Here is an 18,858-nt window from a genome sequence, read left to right as displayed (position 1 = left end):
CTGAGCCACCGCCGCGCGCCATATCAGGCCCGAAACACCAGCGTAGCGGGATATATCGCTCGACGAGCTAATCCGTCGGGAAGATTTAACAGAGCCTTTTCATCAGAGTGCCTGAGCCAGCTCCGCCAGCCAAGCTCGATCAGCAGGTACCCAGTCAACGTCGGCCAGTTGCACAGCCGTCACCCAGCGAAGGGCCTGATGGTCATGGGGCTGCGGCTCGCCGCTGGTCAGCCCGACCAGGTACGCGCGCAAGATCATCTCCGGGTTCAGCGGCACATCAGCACCCAGGCGCTCGCCCACCTTGATGGCGCCTGCATCGAGACCCAGCTCTTCGCCGAGCTCGCGGGCCAACGCGGCGGGTTCACTCTCCCCCGGCATGACCTTGCCGCCGGGCAGCTCCCAACGACCGGCCAGCTCCGGCGGGCGGCGCCGCTGCGCGATCAGCACCGTGCGCCCGGCCGCGGATTCGGCGAGCACGGCTCCGGCGACAACGATCTGGGGTGACATGGCGTGTGAGGCTATACCGTCCTACCGTCGGGTATGGCTTTGTTGACTGACGATCAGGTGAATGCGGCGCTGTCCGACCTCGAAGGCTGGGAACTCGCCGACGGAACGCTGCGGCGCTCGGTCAAGTTCGGCTCGTTTCTGGCCGGGATCGACGCCGTCCGGCAGGTCGCCGAGCGCGCCGAAGCGGCCGATCACCACCCCGACATCGATATCCGCTGGCGAACTGTGACGTTCGTGCTGGTGACGCACTCCGAAGGCGGGATCACCGACAAGGATGTGGCGATGGCGGGCGAGATCAACCGGCTTCTCGCGGCGTGACCCGCGTGGTCGCCATCCAGCCCAAGGTGACCAGCGCACCGACGATGTAGACCAGGCCGGCCCAGGCCAGGTACCAGGGCCGGCCGTCCTGCCAGATTGTCGGCTGGAAGAAGCTCAGCAGCCATGGCACCCCGATGAGGGTGAGCGCCAACCAGACCCAACCCAGGATGCGGGCGCCCGGACGATCCGAGTAGGGCCCGTAGAACAGCCAGATCATCAGCGGCAGCAGCCACACCCAGTGATGGGTCCAGGAAATCGGTGACGCCAGCAGCCCGAAGAGCTCGACCACCAACAACGACCCCAAGACATCGGGTCCGGCAGGAGTACTGTTCAACGCCCGCCAGGCAAGTACGGCCAGCACCGCGGTGACGACGATCGCGATCAGCACCGGCGGGCTGTAACCGGCGTCGTGTCCGAGGATGCGCGAGATCCCGCCCCGCCAGGACTGGTTGAACGAGGTTCCGATCGGCCCTACCCGGTGAGCGTCACCGAGTAACTCGGTGAAGTAGCGGCGGGCCTGATCGCCGGTGGCCCACACCGACACCGCAATGGTGCCGGCGAAGACGACGGCCGAGAACACCGCGGCGGCCCAGCGCCGCGCCCCGGCCAGATAGACCCCGGCGATCGCCGGGGTCAGCTTCACCCCGGCGGCCAGCCCGACCAACAGCCCCGACATCCACCACCGCTGGCTGTAGACGGCATAAAGCACCGCCAGCACCAGGATCACGTTGATCTGGCCGTAGTCGAAGGTGCTGCGCAACGGTTCGGTCCAGATCCCGGCAGCCGTCCACACCATCGCGACCCGGCGGTTCAGCGAGGCTCGACGAAGGAGAGGCGAAGCTGGAACCGCCGCATCAGCCGAGCGGTTCAGCGAGGCTCGACGAAGGAGAGGCGAAGCTGGAACCGCCGCATCAGCCGAGCGGTTCAGCGAGGCTCCGCCGAGGAGGCGCTGGCACAGCCGCACCACTCCATACAGGGCGGCCACCGTGCCGATCTGCCACAAGAGCGCGACCAGCCCGAACGGCAGGAAATGCAGCGGGTAGAACACCACCGCGGCGAACGGCGGGTAGGTGAACGGCAGCGGAAAGTCCGGGGTCTGGTCGGCGTAGACGTAGTCATACAGCGCGCCGGGCTGGGCCAGCGCGGCCGCGCCACTGATGTAGACGTGCAGGTCGACGAAGTTGGCGCCGTGCGGGGTGAGGTAGGTCCAGGCGAGTCGCGCAGCGATGCTGATCGCCAGCAGCAATGGCGCCCACGCAGTCAGGCGATTCATCAGCGAACGCGCAGGCGGGGTGTCGAGAGTGGTGTCTACCGGCACGACTCTAGCGAACGGCCGCCAGATCACCGTCGCGGTTCGGGTCCGTAACGGTTCTATAAATGACACACGTGTCACTTGAGCCTCACCAGCAACAGGCTAACTTCGGTTTTCAGCAAGTCATTGCCGACGATTGGGGAAGTCATGTCGCGCCTCCGGACGCTGTTCGCCACGACGCATTTCAAGACGCAGCGTGCCACCGCCGCTAAGGCGGCCATCGCCGCCGGATCGTCGGCCGTGCTGGTCCTCGGCGCCGTCGGTGGGGTGGCCATGGCCGACCCGGCCATGCCGGCACTGCCGCTGCCCACCGCCGGATTTCCCGGGCTGCCCGCCATCGAGCAGTTGAGCCCGGTGATCCAGCAGGCCGCTGCCGACCCCGCCGGGGCGACGTCGCTGCTGATGGCCGCGGCCGCCGCATTCACCGGAAACTCCAACACGCCCGCGAACTCGCGGCAGGTGGCCGACTCGGTGGCGCAGTTCGTGCAGTCGCCGCCCGAGGCGCTGCCGAGCAACCACGTACCGACGGCCGGCTCGGAACCCGGGCTGGTGGCCCACCTGCCCAGCGGCGTCAACCCGGCCAAGTCGGTGGGCCCGGTGCCGCAGGCCGCAATCAATGCGCCCGAAGCCCTGCCCGCGCCCGCCGAAGCCCTCCCTGACGCGCTCCCGGCAGCTCCCGAAGCCGCCTCGACCGTCGCGGCACCCGACGCGGCGACCCCCGGCTTCGGCCCGGACGCCCCTCCGACCCAGGACTTCATGTACCCCTCCATCGGCCAGAACTGCCAGGCCGACGGCGGCACTGTCATCGCCACTGCACTGTCGGTGGCCGGCCCGGCCACGATTCCGACCCCCGGCCCCAAGCCCGGCCAGACGGCCTACGTGTTCACCGCGATGGGGACCCCGGGCCCGGCCGAGACGCAGAAGCTACCGCTGAACGTCACGTGGGTGAACCTGACCACCGGCAAGTCCGGCAGCGCCACCCTGCAGCCGCGCACCGACATCAACCCCGAGGGGCCGACGACGCTGACCGCGATCGTCGACACCGGTTCGGGCAGCATCATGTCGACGATCTTTGGTCAGGTCAGCACCAAGGACCACCAGTGCAACTTCCTGCCCACCATCGGCTCGACGGTGGTGCCCTGACAGCCATGACCGTCCCCCGCGCGTCGGCACCGTGGACGTTGTTGATCGGCCTGGCTGCGATGTTGCTCCTGGCGATCAGCGGTTGCGCCGGGGAACGGCCGTCGCCGGAACGGTCGCCGTCCGCGGACGCGGTTTCCGCGCCGGCGCCGATGAGCCCGCCGACTCAGCAGCTGCAACGGGATGTCGTGACCACCGGCAGCCTCAATATCGCGGTGAGCGACGTCGGCGCATCGGTGGAGCGACTCATCGACCTGACCATCGGACTCGGTGGCCGCATCGACGACCGCACCGAAAGCACGGCACCGGGTCAGTCCCACACCGCCGAGCTGACCCTGCGTATCCCGTCCGCAAAGGTCGATGAATTCCTCGATGACGCAAAGCAACTGGGGGATGTCTCGTCGATCGCGTTGCGGCACGACGACGTCACCGGACAGCGTGTGGACCTCGATGCGCGGGTCGCCGCGTTGCAGGCGTCGGTGGACCGGTTGACCGCGCTGATCAAGTCTGCCTCCACCACGGCCGATCTGCTGCAGGCCGAGAAGGAGCTGACGTCACGGCAGGCCGATCTCGACAGCCTGCGGGCGCAACGCACCCAGCTCGGCGACCAGATCAGCTACGCGACGCTCACCGTTTCACTGGCCTCCGAGTTCGAGTCGACCTCGCCCGGATTCGTCGCGTCGGTTCGCCACGGCTGGCATGCCCTGCTGTCGTTCACCCACGGCCTGATCTCGGTCGCGGGTTTCCTACTGCCCTGGCTGCCGGTGATCGTGGTGATCGCCGGCGTCGTGGTGGTCCTGCGCCGCAGGACCCGACGGCGGCGTCAGTAGGCCATGAACAAGATGGCGTCCCGGTCGTACTCCATACCGGGGTGCACATCGGCGAGGTGCTTCTGCACCACCACGACCAGTTCGTCCTCGTCTTTGCCGGTCATCGCCTCGCCGCACGGACAGTTCAGGTGAGTTTTCACGTCGTCGCCTTTCCTACATTTTTCCGACCGTCCCGGCCGGTCTTCGCAGCCAGTTTCTGGGCCTTCTTGGTGGATCGCACCTGCTGCAGCGACGACGCATCCACGACGTCGGCGATCGACAGATGTGTTCCGGGCTCACCGTATGCCCCGGCAGCCTCCCGCCAACCCGACGGGGTCACACCGTATTGCTTGCCGAGCAGGGCCAGAAAGATCCGAGCCTTCTGCTCGCCGTAGCCGGGCAGTGCCTTGAGGCGCTTGAGCACCTCGGCGCCATCGGGCTCACCGACCGTCCACAATGCGGTCGTGTCGCCGCCGTACTGATCGACGATGGCTTTGGCCAGGGCCTGGACCCGACCCGCCATCGAACCCGGAAACCGGTGTACCGCAGGCTTTTCGGCGAACAACGCGGCGAACTCGTCCGGGTCGCGCACGGCGATGTCGTGCGGGTCCAGCCCACCCATCCGCTCCGCGAGCTTCTTCGGGCCGGCGAACGCTACCTCCATCGGGATCTGCTGATCGAGCAGCATTCCGACCAACAGCGCGAACGGATCTCCCGAGAGCAGTGCGTCGGCCTCGGGTTCTTGAACGAGGCAGAGTTTCGGACTCACCAACCACCTCTCGACAGACAGCGGACGGTCATGCGCCCGCGTTACACCAACTGAGGAGAGCGTAACCATGATCGATCACAGCCGTACACCGTCCCGCCGCAGCGGCCGGACGTGTACTGGCCCGGGTGCCCGACAAACTGCGGGAACGACTCATACACTCCACGTCCGCCACTCGCCGGGGGCGAAGATACAGTCCGATGCTCGAGCCAATACTCGCGTCTATCGCAGCGTAAGTACGGCACCGCCTTGCTCGAAATCAAACTCGACCGGCGTCCTTAAAGAGCCAGGTGAGCGCCGCCCGAGAACGCCGAGTCGTGGCACACGATTTCATCGGGCACCGCGCCGGGCGGGATGTCAAACGCCACCTCCGTCTCGATACCAAGGCCGGGGTTGATTTCCTCCATAAAACCGCCGTCGCTGAGGGCGCTCGAAGCCTCGTACTTCTTGCCGTTGATAAGCAGGTTCTGGTTGCTGGCAAAGAACGTCCGCGCTTCATCACCGATGTTCGTGATCCTGAGCTTGACGATGAGGAACTCGCCCTTGGCCTGCTCCGGGCTGAAGATTCCTTCCTTCGAAGCTGACCGTTCGACGCCGAGCACCTGGAATTCAAACTTGCCATCCCGCACTGAGCTGCCAGCCGGGGCTACAACGGGGCCGGACGGCTTAGCTTGCGTGGTTCTGGTGGTACTCAACGAATTCGAATACGTGGAGGTCGACGAGGTCTCTTTGTCCCTCTTGCCGCTGTCGCCGATGGAGCCGAGAACGACCAACGCCAGGATCACCCCACCCACTCCGAGTGCGATCTTCGCGAAGCTAGACAGACCCGGTTTCGCAGGCTGACCAGCGCCCGCTGGGGGAGCCTCCGCTGGGGCGTAATCGTCCGTCCACCTTGTGCCGTCGAAGTAGCGCCTACGACTTGGGTCGGATGGATCTGGGAACCAACCGGCTGTCGGCTGCGTCATGAGTCTCCTCGTCCTATATAGCTGACACCACCCCTGTGCCAGTCGACAGCATAACTACCGCCTTCCACTAAAAGATGCCGAGTTGCCGCATCGAAGGGCCGATGTGGGGACCTCCCGGGCTCCGGCAGCAACCCCGGCCAACTAAAGCGTTCCGTTGGTCTGTGTCGGTGGAGTGTGCAACCGTGTAGCGACCACGAGCAGAAGCACCTCCAGGAGAAGGACCATGAGACGTGTAGTAGCAGCGCTGTTCGCAGCGATGGCTACGGCTGTATGTCTGGCAGCCACGGCCGGTGCGATACCGGACCAGGGCACCCCAGAGTTCGACACCTACATGGAGGGTCTGGAGCGCAACGGGTTCAACTTGAACCCGGACACCGCCTGGCGCCTCGCCCACCAGGCGTGCGAAGGCGGCCTGCCCGGTTACATCGGGTGGGAACTGGCCGCGCAAGGGGTCGTCGGACCCGGAGCGAACCAGCGGGCGATGGACGTGGCGCGCAAGTACGCCTGCCCGGTGCAGTAACGGCCCGAACTACCCGCTCTTGCGGCGGAATTCCCGACGGCTCTCCAGCGGCCCGTGCGACCGTGACTGCTTGGCGCCGCCGTCCTTGTGGTCGGAGCCGCCCGCCGACTTCGCCTTCTTACGCTCCAGCGCCTCCCGGAACTTGCGCTTGTTCTCGTCTGCGGCGGAATCTGATTCGGGCATACCCAGGAGCCTAGCCCAGCGCATGGCCTACCGGTGGGAGATGCTCAGCGCACGCCCGGCGGCATGCCGTACAGGTGATGGATCGGCAGCTTCAGCAGCACGCGACGGTCGGTCACCATAGCCTGGCGGTACTCGTCCCAGTCCGGATGCTCCCCAGCGATGTTGCGGTACAACGCAATCAGCGCCTCGACGGTGTCGTCATCGGGCGCGGCAGCCGGCGGCGTCAGCTGCGCATCCCCCTCGGCGACGGCATAGGACCAGCCGTCGTCGGAATCGACCAGCAGCGACGCCCGGGGATCGCGGCGCAGATTACGGGTCTTGGCGCGCGGTTCGGTGATCGACACCTGCACCACCAGAGACCGCGGGTCGAAGTAGTACTGCACGTTCGACAGTTGGGGGCGCCCGTCTTTCTTGAGCGTGGCCAAAACGCCGAGCGAGTTCCCGCTGATCAAGGCAAGCAACTTGTCGTCGAATACCTGGCGTCCCATGATCGAAGCCTACCGACGCGTCCGGTTATTGCCACCGTTCTTCCACCGATTGGAGGTCGCCTCATGACCCGGTATGCGCTGTTTCTGCGCGGCGTGAACGTCGGCGGCGTCAACCTCAAGATGGCCGACGTCGCCGCCACCCTGGCCGCTGCCGGATTCACCGAGGTCCGCACGCTGCTGGCCAGCGGTAACGTGCTGCTGGACTCGCCCGCCGATGCCGCGAAAGTGCGCGCCGCCGCCGAGGCCGCGTTGCGGGAGCGCTTCGGCTACGAGGCCTGGGTGCTGGTCTACGACGTGGAGACGGTGCGCGACATCGTGGCGGCCTATCCCTTCGAACCCGAGATTCCCGACGTGCACTCCTATGTCACGTTCGTCGCCGACAACGCGGCGCTGACTGAACTGTCGAAGCTGGCAGCAGATACCGACGAGAAGATCGCCCCCGGCGACGGGGTGATCTACTGGCAGATCCCCAAGGGCGACACCCTGACCAGCACCGTGGGCAAGACGATGGGCAACAAGCGGTACAAGTCGACCACCACCACCCGCAACCTGCGCACCCTGAACAAAATGCTGCGCTGAGCCGCGCACCGGTAAGGTCGCAGACGTGAGCCAGGCACAGAAAGTCACCCTGACCGGGGTCTCCGAAACCGCGTTGCTGACCTTGAACGCTCGGGCCAGAGAGGCCCGCCGTCCCGACGGGATCATCGATGACCCGATGGCGATCAGCCTGGCCGAGTCGATCGACTTCGATTTCGCGAAATTCGGGCCGACACGTCAAGACATCGCGCTGCGCGCCTTGGCCTTCGACGACCAGACCCGACAGTTCCTGCGCCAGCACCCGTCGGGCACCGTGGTGGCCCTGGCCGAGGGCTTGCAGACCAGCTTCTGGCGGGTGAGCGCAAGCGTTCCCGACGCCGCGTTCCGCTGGCTCACCGTCGATCTCCCACCGATCGTCGACATCCGCACCCGGCTTCTGCCGGCGTCGCCGCAGGTTTCGGTGTGCGCCCAATCCGCGTTGGATTACAGCTGGATGGACCAGGTCGACCCGGACAAGGGCGTGTTCATCAGCGCCGAGGGCCTGCTGATGTACCTGCAGCCTGAGCAGTCGCTCGCCCTGATCGCCGAGTGTGCCCGCCGCTTCCCGGGCGGGCGACTGCTCTTCGATGTGCCGCCGCCGTTGATGGCGATGCTGATCCGCCGCGGGGTGTGGACCTCGTTGCGGTACAAGGCGCCGCCGATGCCGTTCAACCTGTCGGTGAGCGAGGCCGCCGATCTGGTGAACACCATGCCCGGCATCCGGGCCGTTCGCGATCTGCCGTTGCCGGCCGGGCGCGGCTGGCTGTTCAACACCCTGCTCTCGAGCGCCTATCGGCTGCGCTTCCTAGACCCGGTCCGTCCGTCCCTGACCCTGCTCGAATTCGGCTAAGAAGCACCGCTTCCGGCGCTGTCGAAGGCCGTGTCGAGGTAGCGCAGCGCATCGGCCTTGCTCAAACCGACCGCCCGGGCCGCGGCCGCGAAAGCGCTTGCCGCCTGGGTCATGGCCGCATCGGCCGGGTCACTGCTTGCCACGAAGGTGCCGAATCGGCCCCGCGTCTCGACGACGCCGCCGGCTTCCAACTCGCGGTAGGCGCGCGCGACGGTGTTGACCGCCAGGCCCAATTGCCTCGCCAGCTCACGCACCGTAGGCAACCGGGTTCCCGCGGGCAGTGATCCGGCCCGGACCGCCTCGATCAGCGCGACCCTGATCTGCTCGAACAGCGGCACGTCGGCATGCACGTCGGTTACCAGCAGGTCGGCGAAGTCCATTTGGCCAGTATCCCGCTATCTTGGTGGCGTGCGGGTGGTGGTGTTCAGTGGCGCAGGGATCTCAGCGGAGAGCGGGATACCTACCTTCCGCGATGACGAGAAGGGGCTGTGGTCGCAGTACGACCCCTACGAGGTCTCCAGCATCGACGGCTGGAATCGGCAGCCGGAACTGGTCTGGGGCTGGTATGTGTGGCGCTGCCAGCTGGCCCGCCGCTATGAGCCGAACCTGGGCCATACCGCGATCGCGGACTGGGAACAGCACGCCGACGTCCAGGTCATCACCCAGAACGTCGACAATCTGCACGAGCGCGGCGGCAGTTCCTCGGTTCACCATCTGCACGGCCGGATGTTCACGTTCCGCTGCTCGGACTGCGAGCAACCGCACGACACGCAGCTGCCCGAGCTGGCAGAGCCCGTACTCGAAATCATGCCCCCGCAGTGCGAGTGCGGCGGCTTGATCCGCCCGGACGTGGTGTGGTTCGGCGAACAGCTACCCGACGAGCCGTGGAACGCAGCGGTCGAGGCCGTCGACGCCGCCGATGCGCTGATCGTGGTCGGCACATCTGGCTTGGTGTATCCGGCGGCCAGCCTGCCCGAACGAGCGCTGGAGCTGGGCAAGACCGTCATCCAGGTGAACCCGGAGCCGACGCCGCTGTCGGAGCGAGCCACGGTGTTCCTGCAAACCACCGCCTCGGCAGCACTGCCGGGCATGGCGCAGCGGTTGCCGTTTCTGCTGGGCTGACCCTGTATCAGGCCGGGCGGCTGGCCGAGCCCAGCGCGAACTCCGACACCGGCACCGGCGCCCACGCCGGGAACTGATGCCCGCGCCGCGCCCTGTCGACGACGAAGCCGGCAGCGGTGATCATCTGCTCGGTGTCACGGTGGGTGTGGCAGTTGCCGAACAGGCGGGGCCAGAAGGTGGCGTCGGCCAGCCGTTGCAGTCCGCCGCGCATCCCGGCGCTGGCGACATGCTCGAAGTAGCGCAGCTCCCCGCCGGGCTTCAGCAAGGCGAACAGCTGGCGCAGCACGTCCTCGGGACGATCGACCGAACACAAGACCAGCGAGCACACGATCGCGTCGAAGGGCTCCCCGGAGTCCAAGGCTTCCACGGTGCTCGCCACCACGGTGATCGGCACCGACGCGGCCGCAGCAGCAGACACGGCGGCATCCCGCAGCCGTGACTCGGGTTCGGCGGCCACCACCTCAGTCACGGTGTCCGGGTAGAAGCCGAAGTTGCTGCCGGTGCCGGCTCCGATCTCGAGCACCCGCCCGGACAAACCCTCGAGGTTTTCTCGGCGGCGGTCCCGCAACCAGTCGGTCTCGCGGCTGGACATGAAGGTCCAGATCCGGGCGAACAGCGGGTTGTCCAGGGTGTCCGGTGCGCTCATGGCAGCCACCCTAGCTCGGTGGAGCGGGTCGCTGGCAGGTCCCCGAGCACAGGCCCCGCAAAGGCTACCGGTCAGTAGTATTGCCACCATTTCCCGAAACGTGACTCAATGATTCCTTAATAGTGACCAATAAGCTCAGGCTCATGTGGATCGACGACTCAAGTGCCGACGTCATCAAGGTTGACTTCGAGGCCCTCTACCACGGCGATTTCCTCGTCGAGGGCGACACCTCGGAGCAGTTCGACGGCCTGCATTCGCTGGCCAGCTGATTGATCGGCGCCGCGACAGCGGCGCCTTTCAATAGGTGCGGTTGCGCGCAGGTCGCCGCCTTGCGGACGACACCTCAGCTTTGACTGATCATGCGCGCCAAGGACCGCACAGCGTAACGACTGGCTGAGTGCCGCAGCTTCTGCATCACCGGCTGGCGGATCGCAGCGGCACCAACGCCGAGCCGAGGAAAAAGCCCCACCGCATTTGTCCGGTCGATCGCATCACGGTCGGCTCGATCCAGACCGGCATAGGTCTCCAGACCAGCAGCGAACAATCTCCCCGCGGCGATCGGCGCAAACGGCCAATCCGAGCCAAAGGTGACATGCCCGGGTTTCGCGAAGGCCAACAGGGTCGGCAGCGCAGCGGCGCTGGATGACAACGCAGTATCAAAGTAGAAGCTGGCGAAATCATCGAGGCTGTCCGCGGGACTCCGGCCGGTGTCGCCCATGATTGCGACCGCCATCCGGTGACTCGCATACGGCACGAAACCCCCGGCGTGGCTCAATATGAAACGAATCTTCGGGTAGCGGCGACGAATACCGTTGCGCACCAACAGGTAAGCGGCGCGTGTGGTGTCCAACAGGAAATCTGTGGCGAACGGGGCAACCCCGGGTACGGCCGGCCCCGGCAGATCGGCGGGGTGAATGAACACCACGGCCGAGCGCTCATTCAGCGCGGTGAACAGCTCGTCCTGCCCGTCTTGGCCCAGGTACACGCCGGCACTGTTGGCCAGCAGCACCACACCATCGGCGGCGAGTTCGTCCAGTGCGCGGGTGGCTTCGGCCACCGACGCATCAAGATGCGGCATAGGGATGGTGGCGAAGAAGCCGAACCGGTCGGGATGCGCGGCGACCAGGGCCGCCGTGTAGTCATTGAGGTCGCGCGCCCACGCCGCGGCATCGTCCGTGCCGGATACGAAGGTGGTGCCAGGGGTCGACACCGACAAGATCGCGGTGGCTACATCAAGGTCGGCCATGGCCTCTAGCGACGCGTCCGCGCTCCATTCCGGGAGCGCCCGTCCCCCGGCTTCGTCGATCCCGGCTTTGCGCAGAGCCTTGCGATAGTCGGGTGGGATCAGGTGGTGATGGGTGTCGATTCGCAGCATCGGGGCTCCTCGGATCAGTTGTCGGGAATGCCTGCCCCCGACAAGGCGGCGACCATGTCTTCGCGGTGGAGCAGCGATGCCGCGCCCGCCCCGAATTGCTTGAGCTTGTCGATGACGGTGTGGCCTTCGGGAGTGTGGCCCCAGGTGCTGATGCCCTGATGTGTGGTGGGCTCCCAGGTGGTTTCGTCGACGACGAGGGGGTTCCACCCGACTTCCCATTCGAAACCGGACGGCGTCTTGGCGTAGAACGACAGCTCCCGGTCGTTGGTGTGCTGCCCGACGGCCAGTGCCATGTCGAAACCCAGTTGCTTGACCCGCTGATAGGACGCGGTCATGTCGTCCAGCTCCGCGACCTGGATGTTGACGTGCTGCACGCGGGTGCGGATCGGGTTGATCGGCAGGCGGTTCACGGCGGCAATCGCCACCGAATGGTGGCGTTGGTTGACCCGCAGGAATCGGATCTTGACCTTGACCCCGCTGATCGTCTCGTCGATGAGATCGGAGAGCCGCGCGTCAAACACCGTGGCGTAGTAGCCGCGCATCTGTTGCGGCCGCTTGGTGGTGATGGCGACGTGGCCGATACCGCCTTCGCCGGTGACAAATCCCCCGCGCACCGCGGCCTCCAACGGCCCGTCGGCGGCTTGGGGCCGGGTGAAGATCTCCTGGACCAGACCGTTGGGTCCGGGGAATCGCGCCAGCCGCTCGACCCCGCGCAGCGCTGCCTCCTCCGCGGTCCCCTGGACAACCGGCACCGCGTGCCGCGCCACCCGCGCGGCGACCTCATCGAAACCGCTGTGGTCATCCAGTTCCCAGCCGAGCGCGGTGACGTCCTCGGCCGGGCCGCGACGCAGTAGGAATCGGCATGCGTTGTCGTCGAGCCGGAACCGCATCACATCGGGCAGCGTGTCGTCGACGTGCATGCCGATGGCGTCGCGACCGAATCGTCGCCAATCGGCGAACCGTTGCGTCTCGACGGCGACGTACCCCAGGCGGACGTTGCCGAATAGCGAAGGTGCGGCGATGGTGGTCATGGTGCGAGGAACTCGGTGACGATGCGGTTGAACAGTTCGGCGCGCTCCCACTGCATCCAGTGCCCGGTGCGGGCGGTCATCACCAGATCGGCGTTGGGCATCAGGTTCGCCAGCAGCGGGCCGCCGGCGGGCCGGTTGACCTTGTCGTCGCGTCCCCACAGCACCAGAGTCGGGGTGGCCAATTCCTTCAGGCGCTTATCGCGAGTCAGGTCCATCCGCCACAGTGTCCGCAGCGCCGTCGGTCCCGAAGGCCGGCGAAGCGGCGGGTTGACCACCACCTCTGGATCGATGGAGGCGGCGTAGCGCAGATCGATCAGATCGTCGGGAACCGAGCCGCCGTCGTAGACCAGATAGGTACGGATGAAGGCTTCCAGCTTGGCGCGGCTGGGCCCGTCGCTTCCGTAGTAGGACAACAGACTTCGCAGTCCAGGGGTCGGAAGGCCACGGGTGGTCCCGATGCCGCCCGGGCCCATCAGGATGAGCTTGCCCACTCGGGCCGGGTTGTCCAGGGCCAGTCTCAGCGCGCATGACCCGCCGTAGGAATTGCCGACCAGGTGCGCGGTGCCGATGTCGAGTTCATCAAGTAGGCCAAGGACCGTGGCCGCCAGATAGCCGAACGGGTCGGCCTGGTCGACGTGTTTGCCAGAGCGCCCGTAGCCGGGCATGTCGGGCACGATGACGCGGAAGTTCTGCGCCAGTGCGTCGATGTTGCGCGAATAGTTCGACACCCCGGTGGCGCCCGGTCCCCCGCCGTGCAGCAGCACTACCGCGGGCCCGCTGCCGGCCTCGGTGAGGAATATCGGTCGGCCGGCCACGGCGACGGTGCGCTCGATCATGTCGGTGGCGGTCATGCGGCTACCTCATTTCTTACTGCGGCGGAGTAGCCGTCTGGGGGCGCGGGCAGTGATTTTCCGGATCCGGCTGCGGCGTAGATGAATCCGTCCGGGCGAAGCACCACCGTGGTTGCCTTTCTGCTGCGCAGCCAACGCACTAGGCCGGGATCGGAGATCCGGTGCGCTGGGATACCCAGTTCCATCCAGTCGTCCGCGCCCGGTGGTAGCTGGCCGGTGTGCAGGATGGCCCAGTCGCCGCCCAGCAAATCGTCGAGGCGAATGCTGGTGCCGTCGCCGGCGGTGATCCACGGCTGCGGGACCTGCCATCCAACGGCACGATGTCGACTCTCGGAGAAGAAGCCCTCCGCGTAGCGGGCTTCGGGAACCCACATCCGGCGTTGTGACGCGGAACGTGCCAGGGGCACGCGCGTCAGCGCACGCATGGCATGGTTGCGCACTACGGCTATGGCCCGGTTACGTTCGGTGATGACTCGCCCGACCATCCGGGCACGCCGGGTGGTCTCGGTGACGTGCGGCTTGCGCTCTAGTTGGTAGGAGTCCAGCAGCCCTTCCGGCGCCAGCCCGTTGAGTACCGCCGCGAGCTTCCAGCACAGGTTGGCCACGTCACGCACGCCGGAGGACATACCCTGTCCGATCCACGGCGGCATGGCGTGCGCGGCGTCGCCGGCCAGGAAAACCCGGCCCACCCGCCAGCGATCGGCGACACGGACATGATGGCTGTAGATCACCGCCCGAAGGATCTTGACGTGCTCGGGGGTGATGCCCTGGACACCCAGGACCTTCCAGATCTCTTCCTCGAGTAGGAGTTTCTGCTCGTCCTCACCGGCTCGGGCGGGGAACTCCCAGCGGTGGTGCCCCAACGGGGTCGGGCAGTCGACCATCGGCCGGGCGGGATTGCAGTGGAACCGCAACCGGTCGTAGCCATCCCACTCCTGCAGGACTTTGGTGTCGATGACCACCCAGCGCTCGCCGTAGGTGCGACCCGAATAGCCGATCCCCAACTGTCCCCTGGTCGGCGACGCTCCCCCATCGGCAGCGATCACGTAGCGGGCGCGGAGCCTCTTGAAGGTGTCGGTACCAAGGTCGGCGCAGAGGAGCTCGACGTCGTCACCCGTGGACAGCAGGCGCAGGCATTCGTGTTCCAGCAACACCTCGACATTCGCGAAGCGCTGCACGCCCTCACGCAGGACGCGATCGACGGCCGGTTGGTACAGGAATTGCTGCGGCGGGTGCCCGCACCCACGCGAGGTGATCTTCAGATCGATGAACGGGACACCGGCAGCGTCAACGAAATTCAACGGAAGGTCGGGCAGCATGTCCTGCTGCAGTCGCTCGGCCAGACCGACCGACTGCCAAACACGCATGACCTCTTCGTCGGTGGAAATCGCGCGGGCACGGCCATATATATCCGGATCACGCTCGACCACAATCACTTTCAGGCCGAATTGACCCAAGAGGTTGGCGGCCGTGGCACCGGTGGGCCCATAGCCGATCACCGCCACGTCGTAGGTGTCTGTACTCACGATGCCCGCTCTCGCTTCCGAGAAACTTGTTCTGTAGTGATCGCTACGGTAATGTAGCGATCACTACAGAGTCAAGGCTCCAGGAGAGACGCGATGGCGAAAACGAGTCAGCCACAGCGACGCAAACGGGTTGACGGCGAGCTCTCTCGCGAGCGCATCCTCGATGCCGCCTCCGAGATCGCCGCCGAGCGCGGCTACGAAGGCACCAGCATCGCCCTGGTCAGCGCCAAGTGCGAGCTGCCCGCCAGCTCGATCTATTGGCACTTCAAGAACAAGGACGATCTGATCGCCGCCGTCATCGAGCGCAGTTTCGTTAGCTGGCTCAGCGCCTGGCAGGTCCCCGCCGAGGGCACCGCACACGAGCGGGTTCAGGGGCTGGCGATGCAGATCGCCAAGGCCCTGCTGGAATCACCGGACTTCATCCGACTCGGGCTGATGCTGGCGCTGGAACGCCGGCCCATCGAGGCGCGGGCACGGGCGATGTTCATCCAGGCCCGTACCCAGACTGCCGTTGCACTGACCCAGACTTTGGGCGAACTCACCCCGGGACTCACCGAAACCCAGATGCGTCAGCTGGTCACCTATGCCATCGCCGGCGCCGACGGCCTGTTCATCGCCAACGAAGTCGACGAGCAGGCCATCGATCTCATCGAGATGTTCGACATGCACGCCAATGCGCTCTACAGCACGGCGCTGCGCCTGCTCTCAGAGAACGCCGAGAACGCCGGACGATGACGCTGCACAGCACCCAGGGCGCACACCGCGGTGAACACATCGGCCGGTCAACCAAGCCGATCATCAAGGTCGAGGACCTGGCGTGGCTGGAGTTCGACAAGCCCGACTTGGCGCGCGCAGAGGAGTTTGCCCACGCATTCGGGTTCGCCACCGCACTGCGGACCGAGCAGGAACTGCATCTGCGGGGCGCGGACGCCGCCGAACCGTGCGTCATCATCCGACGCGGGAGCCGAAACCGTTTTCGCGGGGCTGCTTTTCGTGCGCAAGACACGGCGGACCTGACTCGGCTGGCATCCGCCACCGACGGCCGCGTCGCCCCGCTGCCCGAATCGCTCGGCGGGGTCAGCGTCAACCTGCTCGATCCCAACGGCATGGTGGTCCGGGTCGTATCGTCCACCCACAAGCTCGACGCCCTGCCGGCGCAAACCCCGCAGCTCTTCAACGTCGGCCACACGGTGCGCAGGTCCAACGCCACCCAACGCCCGACGCGCACACCGGCAATCGTGCAACGCCTTGGCCACGTGGTATTGCAGAGCACCCGATACCTTCAGACGCTCAACTGGTACCTGGACACCCTCGGGATGATCGTCAGCGACTTTCAGTACTTCCCCGGGCAACGCGAGCGCGGACCGACCATGAGCTTTATCCGCTGCGATCGGGGCACCACCCCGGCCGACCACCACACCCTGGCGATCGCGCTGGGCCCAGCCGACCGCTACGTGCATTCGGCGTATCAGGTCTGCGACCTCGATGCCCTGGCCGCCGGCGGCGAGTACCTCAAAGATTTGGGATATCACCGGTCTTGGGGCGTCGGCCGCCACATCCAGGGCAGCCAGATCTTTGACTACTGGCGCGATCCCGACGGCTTTCTGGTGGAACACTTCACCGACGGTGACATGTTCGACAACACCGTGGAGCCGGGCTGGGCGCCCTTCACCGCGTCCGGGCTGGCCCAGTGGGGACCACCGGCCAGCAAGAACTTCCTCGGCACCGAGGTGCGGACGGCGCCCAGTGAGGCGCGCGCGATCCTGGCCGCACTGCGCGGCGACAACGAGTTCGACGTCCGCCGGCTGGCCGGCCTACTGAAAGTTGCCTCCTCATGACCGTTTCCGTACTTCGCACCGCCGACGGCTGGTGGGTGCGTACGCCGACCGGAGCCGCCCGGATCGATTCGCGCGCCACCACTACCGGAGAGCTGTTGGCCGATCGGGCCGCCATCGAAGCCGCGGCGGGCAGTCACGACAGCGTGCCGGTGGACGGGCTCGCCCTGCTCTCCCCGGTGACAGTGCCGTGCCGGGTGATAGCCCAGATGACCAACTTCGTCTCGCACATCAAAGACGCCGGCATGAACCCCGCGTCGGTGCCGCTGACCTTCTTCCGCAAGGCCTCCGCGTCGATCACCGGCCCGTTCGACGACGTGGTCAAGCCCAGCCATGTCCGCCTGCTCGATTACGAAGTCGAGATCGGCCTCGTCGTAGGTCGTGATATCCCGGTCGGTGCAACGATTTCCGAGGCCGACCTGCCGCAGCTGATCGCCGGCCTGGTCGTCACCAACGACGTGTCCGCCCGTGACGTCCAACTGCCCCAGACCCAGTTCTACGAGGCCAAGTCCTACCCCGGATTCACCCCGGTCGGCCCGGCTCTGGTGCTGCTCGACGCCGCAGACTGGGCACGGTTCGGGCAGTTGCGCCTTCGCCTGGCGGTCAATGGCGAGATCCGTCAGGACATGACCGTGGACGGCGACATGGTGTATCGGCCCCTCCAGGCCCTGCAGAGCCTGACCCGATTCCAGAATCTCGCCGCCGGTGATCTGATCCTGACCGGCACTCCGGCCGGCACCGCGCTCAGCGCCCCGCCCAAGCCGATCGAGATCCTCGGCTCCTTACTGCCACCGGCACTGAAGTGGAAGGCCTTCTTCAAACGGCAGGCCGGCAATCCCCGCTACCTGCGCGACGGCGACATCGTCGAAGCCGCCGTGGCAACCGACGACGGGGCGATCGACTTGGGCGCCCAACGCAACACCGTGCGCTACGCCGCCTCTGCAACCGGCGCCTAACGCAAAGGGCTGCGACCCGAATCGGATCGCAGCCCTCTACGCAAACTCCGGCAGTCGCTAGGCGACGTTCTCCTCGTCGTCGTCCTCGACCATGTTGCCCAGGCGTCCGAGGATGATCTCCTCGGCTTCGGACACCATCCGCGACACCAGTTCGTCGCAGGTCGGGATGTCGTTGATGAGCCCCATCGCGGTGCCGACCGTCCAGATTCCGGCGTCGACGTCGCCTTCGTCGAAGACGCGGCGGCCGCGCACACCGGCCACCAGCTCTTGGACGTCGGGGAACTGACCGCCGTTCTTGAGGATCTCGACGACCTCGCGAGACACCGCGTTGCTGGCCACCCGCGCGGTGTTGTGCAGCGAGCGGAAGATCAGCTCGGTGCCGCGCTCGTCGCCGGCGACGATGGCTTCCTTGACGTTCTGGTGGATGCAGGACTCCACGGTGCACATGAACCGCGAGCCCATGTTGACGCCGTCGGCACCCAGGGCCAGCGCCGCGACCAGGCCGCGAGCGTCGGCGAACCCACCGGAGGCGATCATCGGGATCTCGATCTGCGCCGCGGCAGCCGGGATCAGCACCAGGCCCGGGATGTCGTCCTCACCCGGGTGACCGGCACATTCGAACCCGTCGATGCTGATGCCGTCCACGCCCAGGCTCTGCGCCTTGACGGCGTGCCGCACCGAGGTGCACTTGTGCAGCACCTTGATTCCGTTGTCGTGAAACATCGGCAGGTGCGGCGCCGGGTTGGAGCCCGCCGTCTCGACGATCTTGATGCCGGCGTCGACGATCACCTGGCGGTACTCGTCGTAGGGCGGCGGGTTGATCGCCGGCAGGATGGTCAGGTTGACCCCAAACGGCTTGTCGGTGAGATCCCGGGTCTTGGCGATCTCGTTGGCCAGGTCAGCCGGCGTCGGCTGGGTGAGCGCGGTGAGGAAACCCAGCGCCCCGGCGTTGGCGACCGCCGCCACCAACTCCGCGCGACCCACCCACTGCATGCCGCCTTGGGCGATGGGGTGCTCGACCCCGAACGTCTCGGTGAACTTCGTTGTAATTGCCATAAGGACTCCTAGCTCTGCTTGATGCT

The 18,858-nt window shown here is 66.4% G+C and carries 25 protein-coding genes and 1 pseudogene; 11 read left to right on the top strand and 15 right to left on the bottom strand.

Translation table 11 applies throughout. The annotated features are described in order from the left end of the window. Window positions 1-102 precede the first annotated feature (102 nt). Entirely contained in the window at window positions 103-507 is a 405-nt protein-coding gene (locus RCP37_RS05845) for a (deoxy)nucleoside triphosphate pyrophosphohydrolase (RefSeq protein WP_308486013.1), read from the bottom strand. Between the two features lie 33 nt (window positions 508-540). On the opposite strand from RCP37_RS05845, the gene RCP37_RS05840 reads away from it, so the two are divergent. Beyond that, entirely contained in the window at window positions 541-825 is a 285-nt protein-coding gene (locus RCP37_RS05840) for a 4a-hydroxytetrahydrobiopterin dehydratase (RefSeq protein ID WP_308486012.1), read from the top strand. On the opposite strand, the gene RCP37_RS05835 is transcribed toward RCP37_RS05840, so the two are convergent. After that, window positions 803-2,098, bottom strand: a complete 1,296-nt coding sequence (locus RCP37_RS05835) for a mannosyltransferase (protein ID WP_308486011.1) — start codon at window positions 2,096-2,098, stop codon at window positions 803-805. The two genes, RCP37_RS05840 and RCP37_RS05835, sit on opposite strands and share 23 nt — an antisense overlap. A 186-nt stretch (window positions 2,099-2,284) precedes the next feature. On the opposite strand from RCP37_RS05835, the gene RCP37_RS05830 reads away from it, so the two are divergent. Both RCP37_RS05830 and RCP37_RS05825 read left to right on the top strand, forming a co-directional pair. Then, window positions 2,285-3,280 (top strand): Rv1157c family protein, encoded by a 996-nt coding sequence (locus RCP37_RS05830; protein WP_308486010.1) that lies wholly within the window; start codon window positions 2,285-2,287, stop codon window positions 3,278-3,280. Further along, a complete protein-coding gene (locus RCP37_RS05825; protein WP_308486009.1) occupies window positions 3,238-4,107 on the top strand; it encodes a DUF4349 domain-containing protein in 870 nt (289 codons plus the stop codon). The genes RCP37_RS05830 and RCP37_RS05825 overlap by 43 nt, the downstream gene beginning before the upstream one ends. On the opposite strand, the gene RCP37_RS05820 is transcribed toward RCP37_RS05825, so the two are convergent. The 4 genes and pseudogenes from RCP37_RS05820 to RCP37_RS05805 all read right to left on the bottom strand — a co-directional run. Then, complete coding sequence (locus tag RCP37_RS05820) at window positions 4,101-4,247, bottom strand: DUF1059 domain-containing protein (protein ID WP_308486008.1); 147 nt, start codon at window positions 4,245-4,247, stop codon at window positions 4,101-4,103. The genes RCP37_RS05825 and RCP37_RS05820 overlap by 7 nt on opposite strands. Next, window positions 4,244-4,855, bottom strand: coding sequence for an HhH-GPD-type base excision DNA repair protein (locus tag RCP37_RS05815; protein ID WP_308486007.1), 612 nt, complete (start codon window positions 4,853-4,855; stop codon window positions 4,244-4,246). The genes RCP37_RS05820 and RCP37_RS05815 overlap by 4 nt, the downstream gene beginning before the upstream one ends. 275 nt (window positions 4,856-5,130) lie before the next feature. Next, window positions 5,131-5,637 carry a DUF4352 domain-containing protein gene (locus tag RCP37_RS05810; protein WP_308486953.1) on the bottom strand — a complete coding sequence of 169 codons (507 nt, stop codon included), beginning with the start codon at window positions 5,635-5,637 and terminating at the stop codon, window positions 5,131-5,133. 111 nt (window positions 5,638-5,748) lie between these two features. After that, window positions 5,749-5,817: pseudogene (locus RCP37_RS05805) on the bottom strand (DUF2510 domain-containing protein); the annotation flags it as partial. A 223-nt stretch (window positions 5,818-6,040) separates the two neighbouring features. Between RCP37_RS05805 and RCP37_RS05800 the strand changes: the two are divergent. Further along, window positions 6,041-6,337 (top strand): DUF732 domain-containing protein, encoded by a 297-nt coding sequence (locus RCP37_RS05800; RefSeq protein WP_308486006.1) that lies wholly within the window; start codon window positions 6,041-6,043, stop codon window positions 6,335-6,337. Between the two features lie 9 nt (window positions 6,338-6,346). Here RCP37_RS05800 and RCP37_RS05795 read toward each other — a convergent pair whose 3' ends face one another. Beyond that, window positions 6,347-6,520 (bottom strand): DUF5302 domain-containing protein, encoded by a 174-nt coding sequence (locus RCP37_RS05795; protein ID WP_308486005.1) that lies wholly within the window; start codon window positions 6,518-6,520, stop codon window positions 6,347-6,349. A gap of 44 nt (window positions 6,521-6,564) precedes the next feature. Next, on the bottom strand, window positions 6,565-7,008 hold the full coding sequence (locus RCP37_RS05790) for a PPOX class F420-dependent oxidoreductase (RefSeq protein ID WP_308486004.1): 444 nt from the start codon (window positions 7,006-7,008) through the stop codon (window positions 6,565-6,567). A 63-nt stretch (window positions 7,009-7,071) separates the two neighbouring features. Between RCP37_RS05790 and RCP37_RS05785 the strand changes: the two genes are divergently transcribed. Then, the gene (locus RCP37_RS05785; RefSeq protein WP_308486003.1) at window positions 7,072-7,587 is read left to right on the top strand and encodes a DUF1697 domain-containing protein; all 516 of its coding nucleotides are present in this window, start codon (window positions 7,072-7,074) and stop codon (window positions 7,585-7,587) included. A 25-nt stretch (window positions 7,588-7,612) separates the two neighbouring features. After that, window positions 7,613-8,434: a class I SAM-dependent methyltransferase gene (locus RCP37_RS05780; RefSeq protein WP_308486002.1), complete on the top strand. Its 822-nt coding sequence runs from the start codon at window positions 7,613-7,615 to the stop codon at window positions 8,432-8,434. On the opposite strand, the gene RCP37_RS05775 is transcribed toward RCP37_RS05780, so the two are convergent. Next, window positions 8,431-8,814, bottom strand: a complete 384-nt coding sequence (locus RCP37_RS05775; RefSeq protein ID WP_308486001.1) for an Rv1152 family transcriptional regulator — start codon at window positions 8,812-8,814, stop codon at window positions 8,431-8,433. The two genes, RCP37_RS05780 and RCP37_RS05775, sit on opposite strands and share 4 nt — an antisense overlap. 28 nt (window positions 8,815-8,842) lie before the next feature. On the opposite strand from RCP37_RS05775, the gene RCP37_RS05770 reads away from it, so the two are divergent. After that, window positions 8,843-9,556 (top strand): SIR2 family NAD-dependent protein deacylase, encoded by a 714-nt coding sequence (locus RCP37_RS05770; protein WP_308486000.1) that lies wholly within the window; start codon window positions 8,843-8,845, stop codon window positions 9,554-9,556. Window positions 9,557-9,563: 7 nt separating this feature from the next. Here the strand turns inward: RCP37_RS05770 and RCP37_RS05765 are convergent, their stop codons facing one another. Beyond that, on the bottom strand, window positions 9,564-10,202 hold the full coding sequence (locus RCP37_RS05765; RefSeq protein WP_308485999.1) for a class I SAM-dependent methyltransferase: 639 nt from the start codon (window positions 10,200-10,202) through the stop codon (window positions 9,564-9,566). Between the two features lie 143 nt (window positions 10,203-10,345). On the opposite strand from RCP37_RS05765, the gene RCP37_RS05760 reads away from it, so the two are divergent. Further along, window positions 10,346-10,471: a hypothetical protein gene (locus RCP37_RS05760; protein ID WP_096867583.1), complete on the top strand. Its 126-nt coding sequence runs from the start codon at window positions 10,346-10,348 to the stop codon at window positions 10,469-10,471. Between the two features lie 74 nt (window positions 10,472-10,545). Here the strand turns inward: RCP37_RS05760 and RCP37_RS05755 are convergent, their stop codons facing one another. From RCP37_RS05755 to RCP37_RS05740, 4 genes are read right to left on the bottom strand one after another with little or no spacing between them, the layout of a single operon-like run. After that, window positions 10,546-11,577 carry an amidohydrolase family protein gene (locus RCP37_RS05755; protein ID WP_308485998.1) on the bottom strand — a complete coding sequence of 344 codons (1,032 nt, stop codon included), beginning with the start codon at window positions 11,575-11,577 and terminating at the stop codon, window positions 10,546-10,548. Window positions 11,578-11,591: 14 nt separating this feature from the next. Beyond that, window positions 11,592-12,608: a VOC family protein gene (locus tag RCP37_RS05750; RefSeq protein ID WP_065039387.1), complete on the bottom strand. Its 1,017-nt coding sequence runs from the start codon at window positions 12,606-12,608 to the stop codon at window positions 11,592-11,594. Beyond that, window positions 12,605-13,459: an alpha/beta fold hydrolase gene (locus tag RCP37_RS05745; protein ID WP_308485997.1), complete on the bottom strand. Its 855-nt coding sequence runs from the start codon at window positions 13,457-13,459 to the stop codon at window positions 12,605-12,607. The genes RCP37_RS05750 and RCP37_RS05745 overlap by 4 nt, the downstream gene beginning before the upstream one ends. Continuing rightward, the gene (locus tag RCP37_RS05740) at window positions 13,456-14,988 is read right to left on the bottom strand and encodes a bifunctional 3-(3-hydroxy-phenyl)propionate/3-hydroxycinnamic acid hydroxylase (RefSeq protein ID WP_308486952.1); all 1,533 of its coding nucleotides are present in this window, start codon (window positions 14,986-14,988) and stop codon (window positions 13,456-13,458) included. Before RCP37_RS05740 ends, RCP37_RS05745 begins: the two co-directional genes overlap by 4 nt. A gap of 90 nt (window positions 14,989-15,078) precedes the next feature. On the opposite strand from RCP37_RS05740, the gene RCP37_RS05735 reads away from it, so the two are divergent. The 3 genes from RCP37_RS05735 to RCP37_RS05725 are packed head-to-tail and all read left to right on the top strand — an operon-like array spanning window position 15,079 to window position 17,776. Then, the gene (locus RCP37_RS05735; protein WP_065039384.1) at window positions 15,079-15,720 is read left to right on the top strand and encodes a TetR/AcrR family transcriptional regulator; all 642 of its coding nucleotides are present in this window, start codon (window positions 15,079-15,081) and stop codon (window positions 15,718-15,720) included. Then, window positions 15,717-16,823, top strand: a complete 1,107-nt coding sequence (locus tag RCP37_RS05730; protein ID WP_065039383.1) for a VOC family protein — start codon at window positions 15,717-15,719, stop codon at window positions 16,821-16,823. Before RCP37_RS05735 ends, RCP37_RS05730 begins: the two co-directional genes overlap by 4 nt. Further along, window positions 16,820-17,776: a fumarylacetoacetate hydrolase family protein gene (locus tag RCP37_RS05725; RefSeq protein WP_308485996.1), complete on the top strand. Its 957-nt coding sequence runs from the start codon at window positions 16,820-16,822 to the stop codon at window positions 17,774-17,776. The genes RCP37_RS05730 and RCP37_RS05725 overlap by 4 nt, the downstream gene beginning before the upstream one ends. A gap of 57 nt (window positions 17,777-17,833) precedes the next feature. On the opposite strand, the gene RCP37_RS05720 is transcribed toward RCP37_RS05725, so the two are convergent. After that, window positions 17,834-18,832, bottom strand: a complete 999-nt coding sequence (locus RCP37_RS05720) for an NAD(P)H-dependent flavin oxidoreductase (protein WP_308485995.1) — start codon at window positions 18,830-18,832, stop codon at window positions 17,834-17,836. Window positions 18,833-18,858: the final 26 nt, after the last annotated feature.

It is taken from the genome of Mycolicibacter sp. MU0102 (assembly GCF_963378105.1).
Classification (GTDB): domain Bacteria; phylum Actinomycetota; class Actinomycetes; order Mycobacteriales; family Mycobacteriaceae; genus Mycobacterium; species Mycobacterium holstebronense.
The sequence above is the reverse complement of the archived record's forward strand: the minus strand, read 5'-3'. Positions and strand labels throughout refer to the sequence as shown.

Excerpts from the sequence above, each read along its gene's own strand:
- RCP37_RS05845 (WP_308486013.1), bottom strand. The coding sequence starts at position 507 with ATGTCACCCCAGATCGTTGTCGCCGGAGCCGTGCTCGCCGAATCCGCG.
- RCP37_RS05840 (WP_308486012.1), top strand. The coding sequence starts at position 541 with ATGGCTTTGTTGACTGACGATCAGGTGAATGCGGCGCTGTCCGACCTC.
- RCP37_RS05835 (WP_308486011.1), bottom strand. The coding sequence starts at position 2,098 with ATGAATCGCCTGACTGCGTGGGCGCCATTGCTGCTGGCGATCAGCATC.
- RCP37_RS05830 (WP_308486010.1), top strand. The coding sequence starts at position 2,285 with ATGTCGCGCCTCCGGACGCTGTTCGCCACGACGCATTTCAAGACGCAG.
- RCP37_RS05800 (WP_308486006.1), top strand. The coding sequence starts at position 6,041 with ATGAGACGTGTAGTAGCAGCGCTGTTCGCAGCGATGGCTACGGCTGTA.
- RCP37_RS05795 (WP_308486005.1), bottom strand. The coding sequence starts at position 6,520 with ATGCCCGAATCAGATTCCGCCGCAGACGAGAACAAGCGCAAGTTCCGG.
- RCP37_RS05790 (WP_308486004.1), bottom strand. The coding sequence starts at position 7,008 with ATGGGACGCCAGGTATTCGACGACAAGTTGCTTGCCTTGATCAGCGGG.
- RCP37_RS05785 (WP_308486003.1), top strand. The coding sequence starts at position 7,072 with ATGACCCGGTATGCGCTGTTTCTGCGCGGCGTGAACGTCGGCGGCGTC.
- RCP37_RS05775 (WP_308486001.1), bottom strand. The coding sequence starts at position 8,814 with ATGGACTTCGCCGACCTGCTGGTAACCGACGTGCATGCCGACGTGCCG.
- RCP37_RS05765 (WP_308485999.1), bottom strand. The coding sequence starts at position 10,202 with ATGAGCGCACCGGACACCCTGGACAACCCGCTGTTCGCCCGGATCTGG.
- RCP37_RS05760 (WP_096867583.1), top strand. The coding sequence starts at position 10,346 with ATGTGGATCGACGACTCAAGTGCCGACGTCATCAAGGTTGACTTCGAG.
- RCP37_RS05755 (WP_308485998.1), bottom strand. The coding sequence starts at position 11,577 with ATGCTGCGAATCGACACCCATCACCACCTGATCCCACCCGACTATCGC.
- RCP37_RS05750 (WP_065039387.1), bottom strand. The coding sequence starts at position 12,608 with ATGACCACCATCGCCGCACCTTCGCTATTCGGCAACGTCCGCCTGGGG.
- RCP37_RS05745 (WP_308485997.1), bottom strand. The coding sequence starts at position 13,459 with ATGACCGCCACCGACATGATCGAGCGCACCGTCGCCGTGGCCGGCCGA.
- RCP37_RS05735 (WP_065039384.1), top strand. The coding sequence starts at position 15,079 with ATGGCGAAAACGAGTCAGCCACAGCGACGCAAACGGGTTGACGGCGAG.
- RCP37_RS05730 (WP_065039383.1), top strand. The coding sequence starts at position 15,717 with ATGACGCTGCACAGCACCCAGGGCGCACACCGCGGTGAACACATCGGC.
- RCP37_RS05725 (WP_308485996.1), top strand. The coding sequence starts at position 16,820 with ATGACCGTTTCCGTACTTCGCACCGCCGACGGCTGGTGGGTGCGTACG.
- RCP37_RS05720 (WP_308485995.1), bottom strand. The coding sequence starts at position 18,832 with ATGGCAATTACAACGAAGTTCACCGAGACGTTCGGGGTCGAGCACCCC.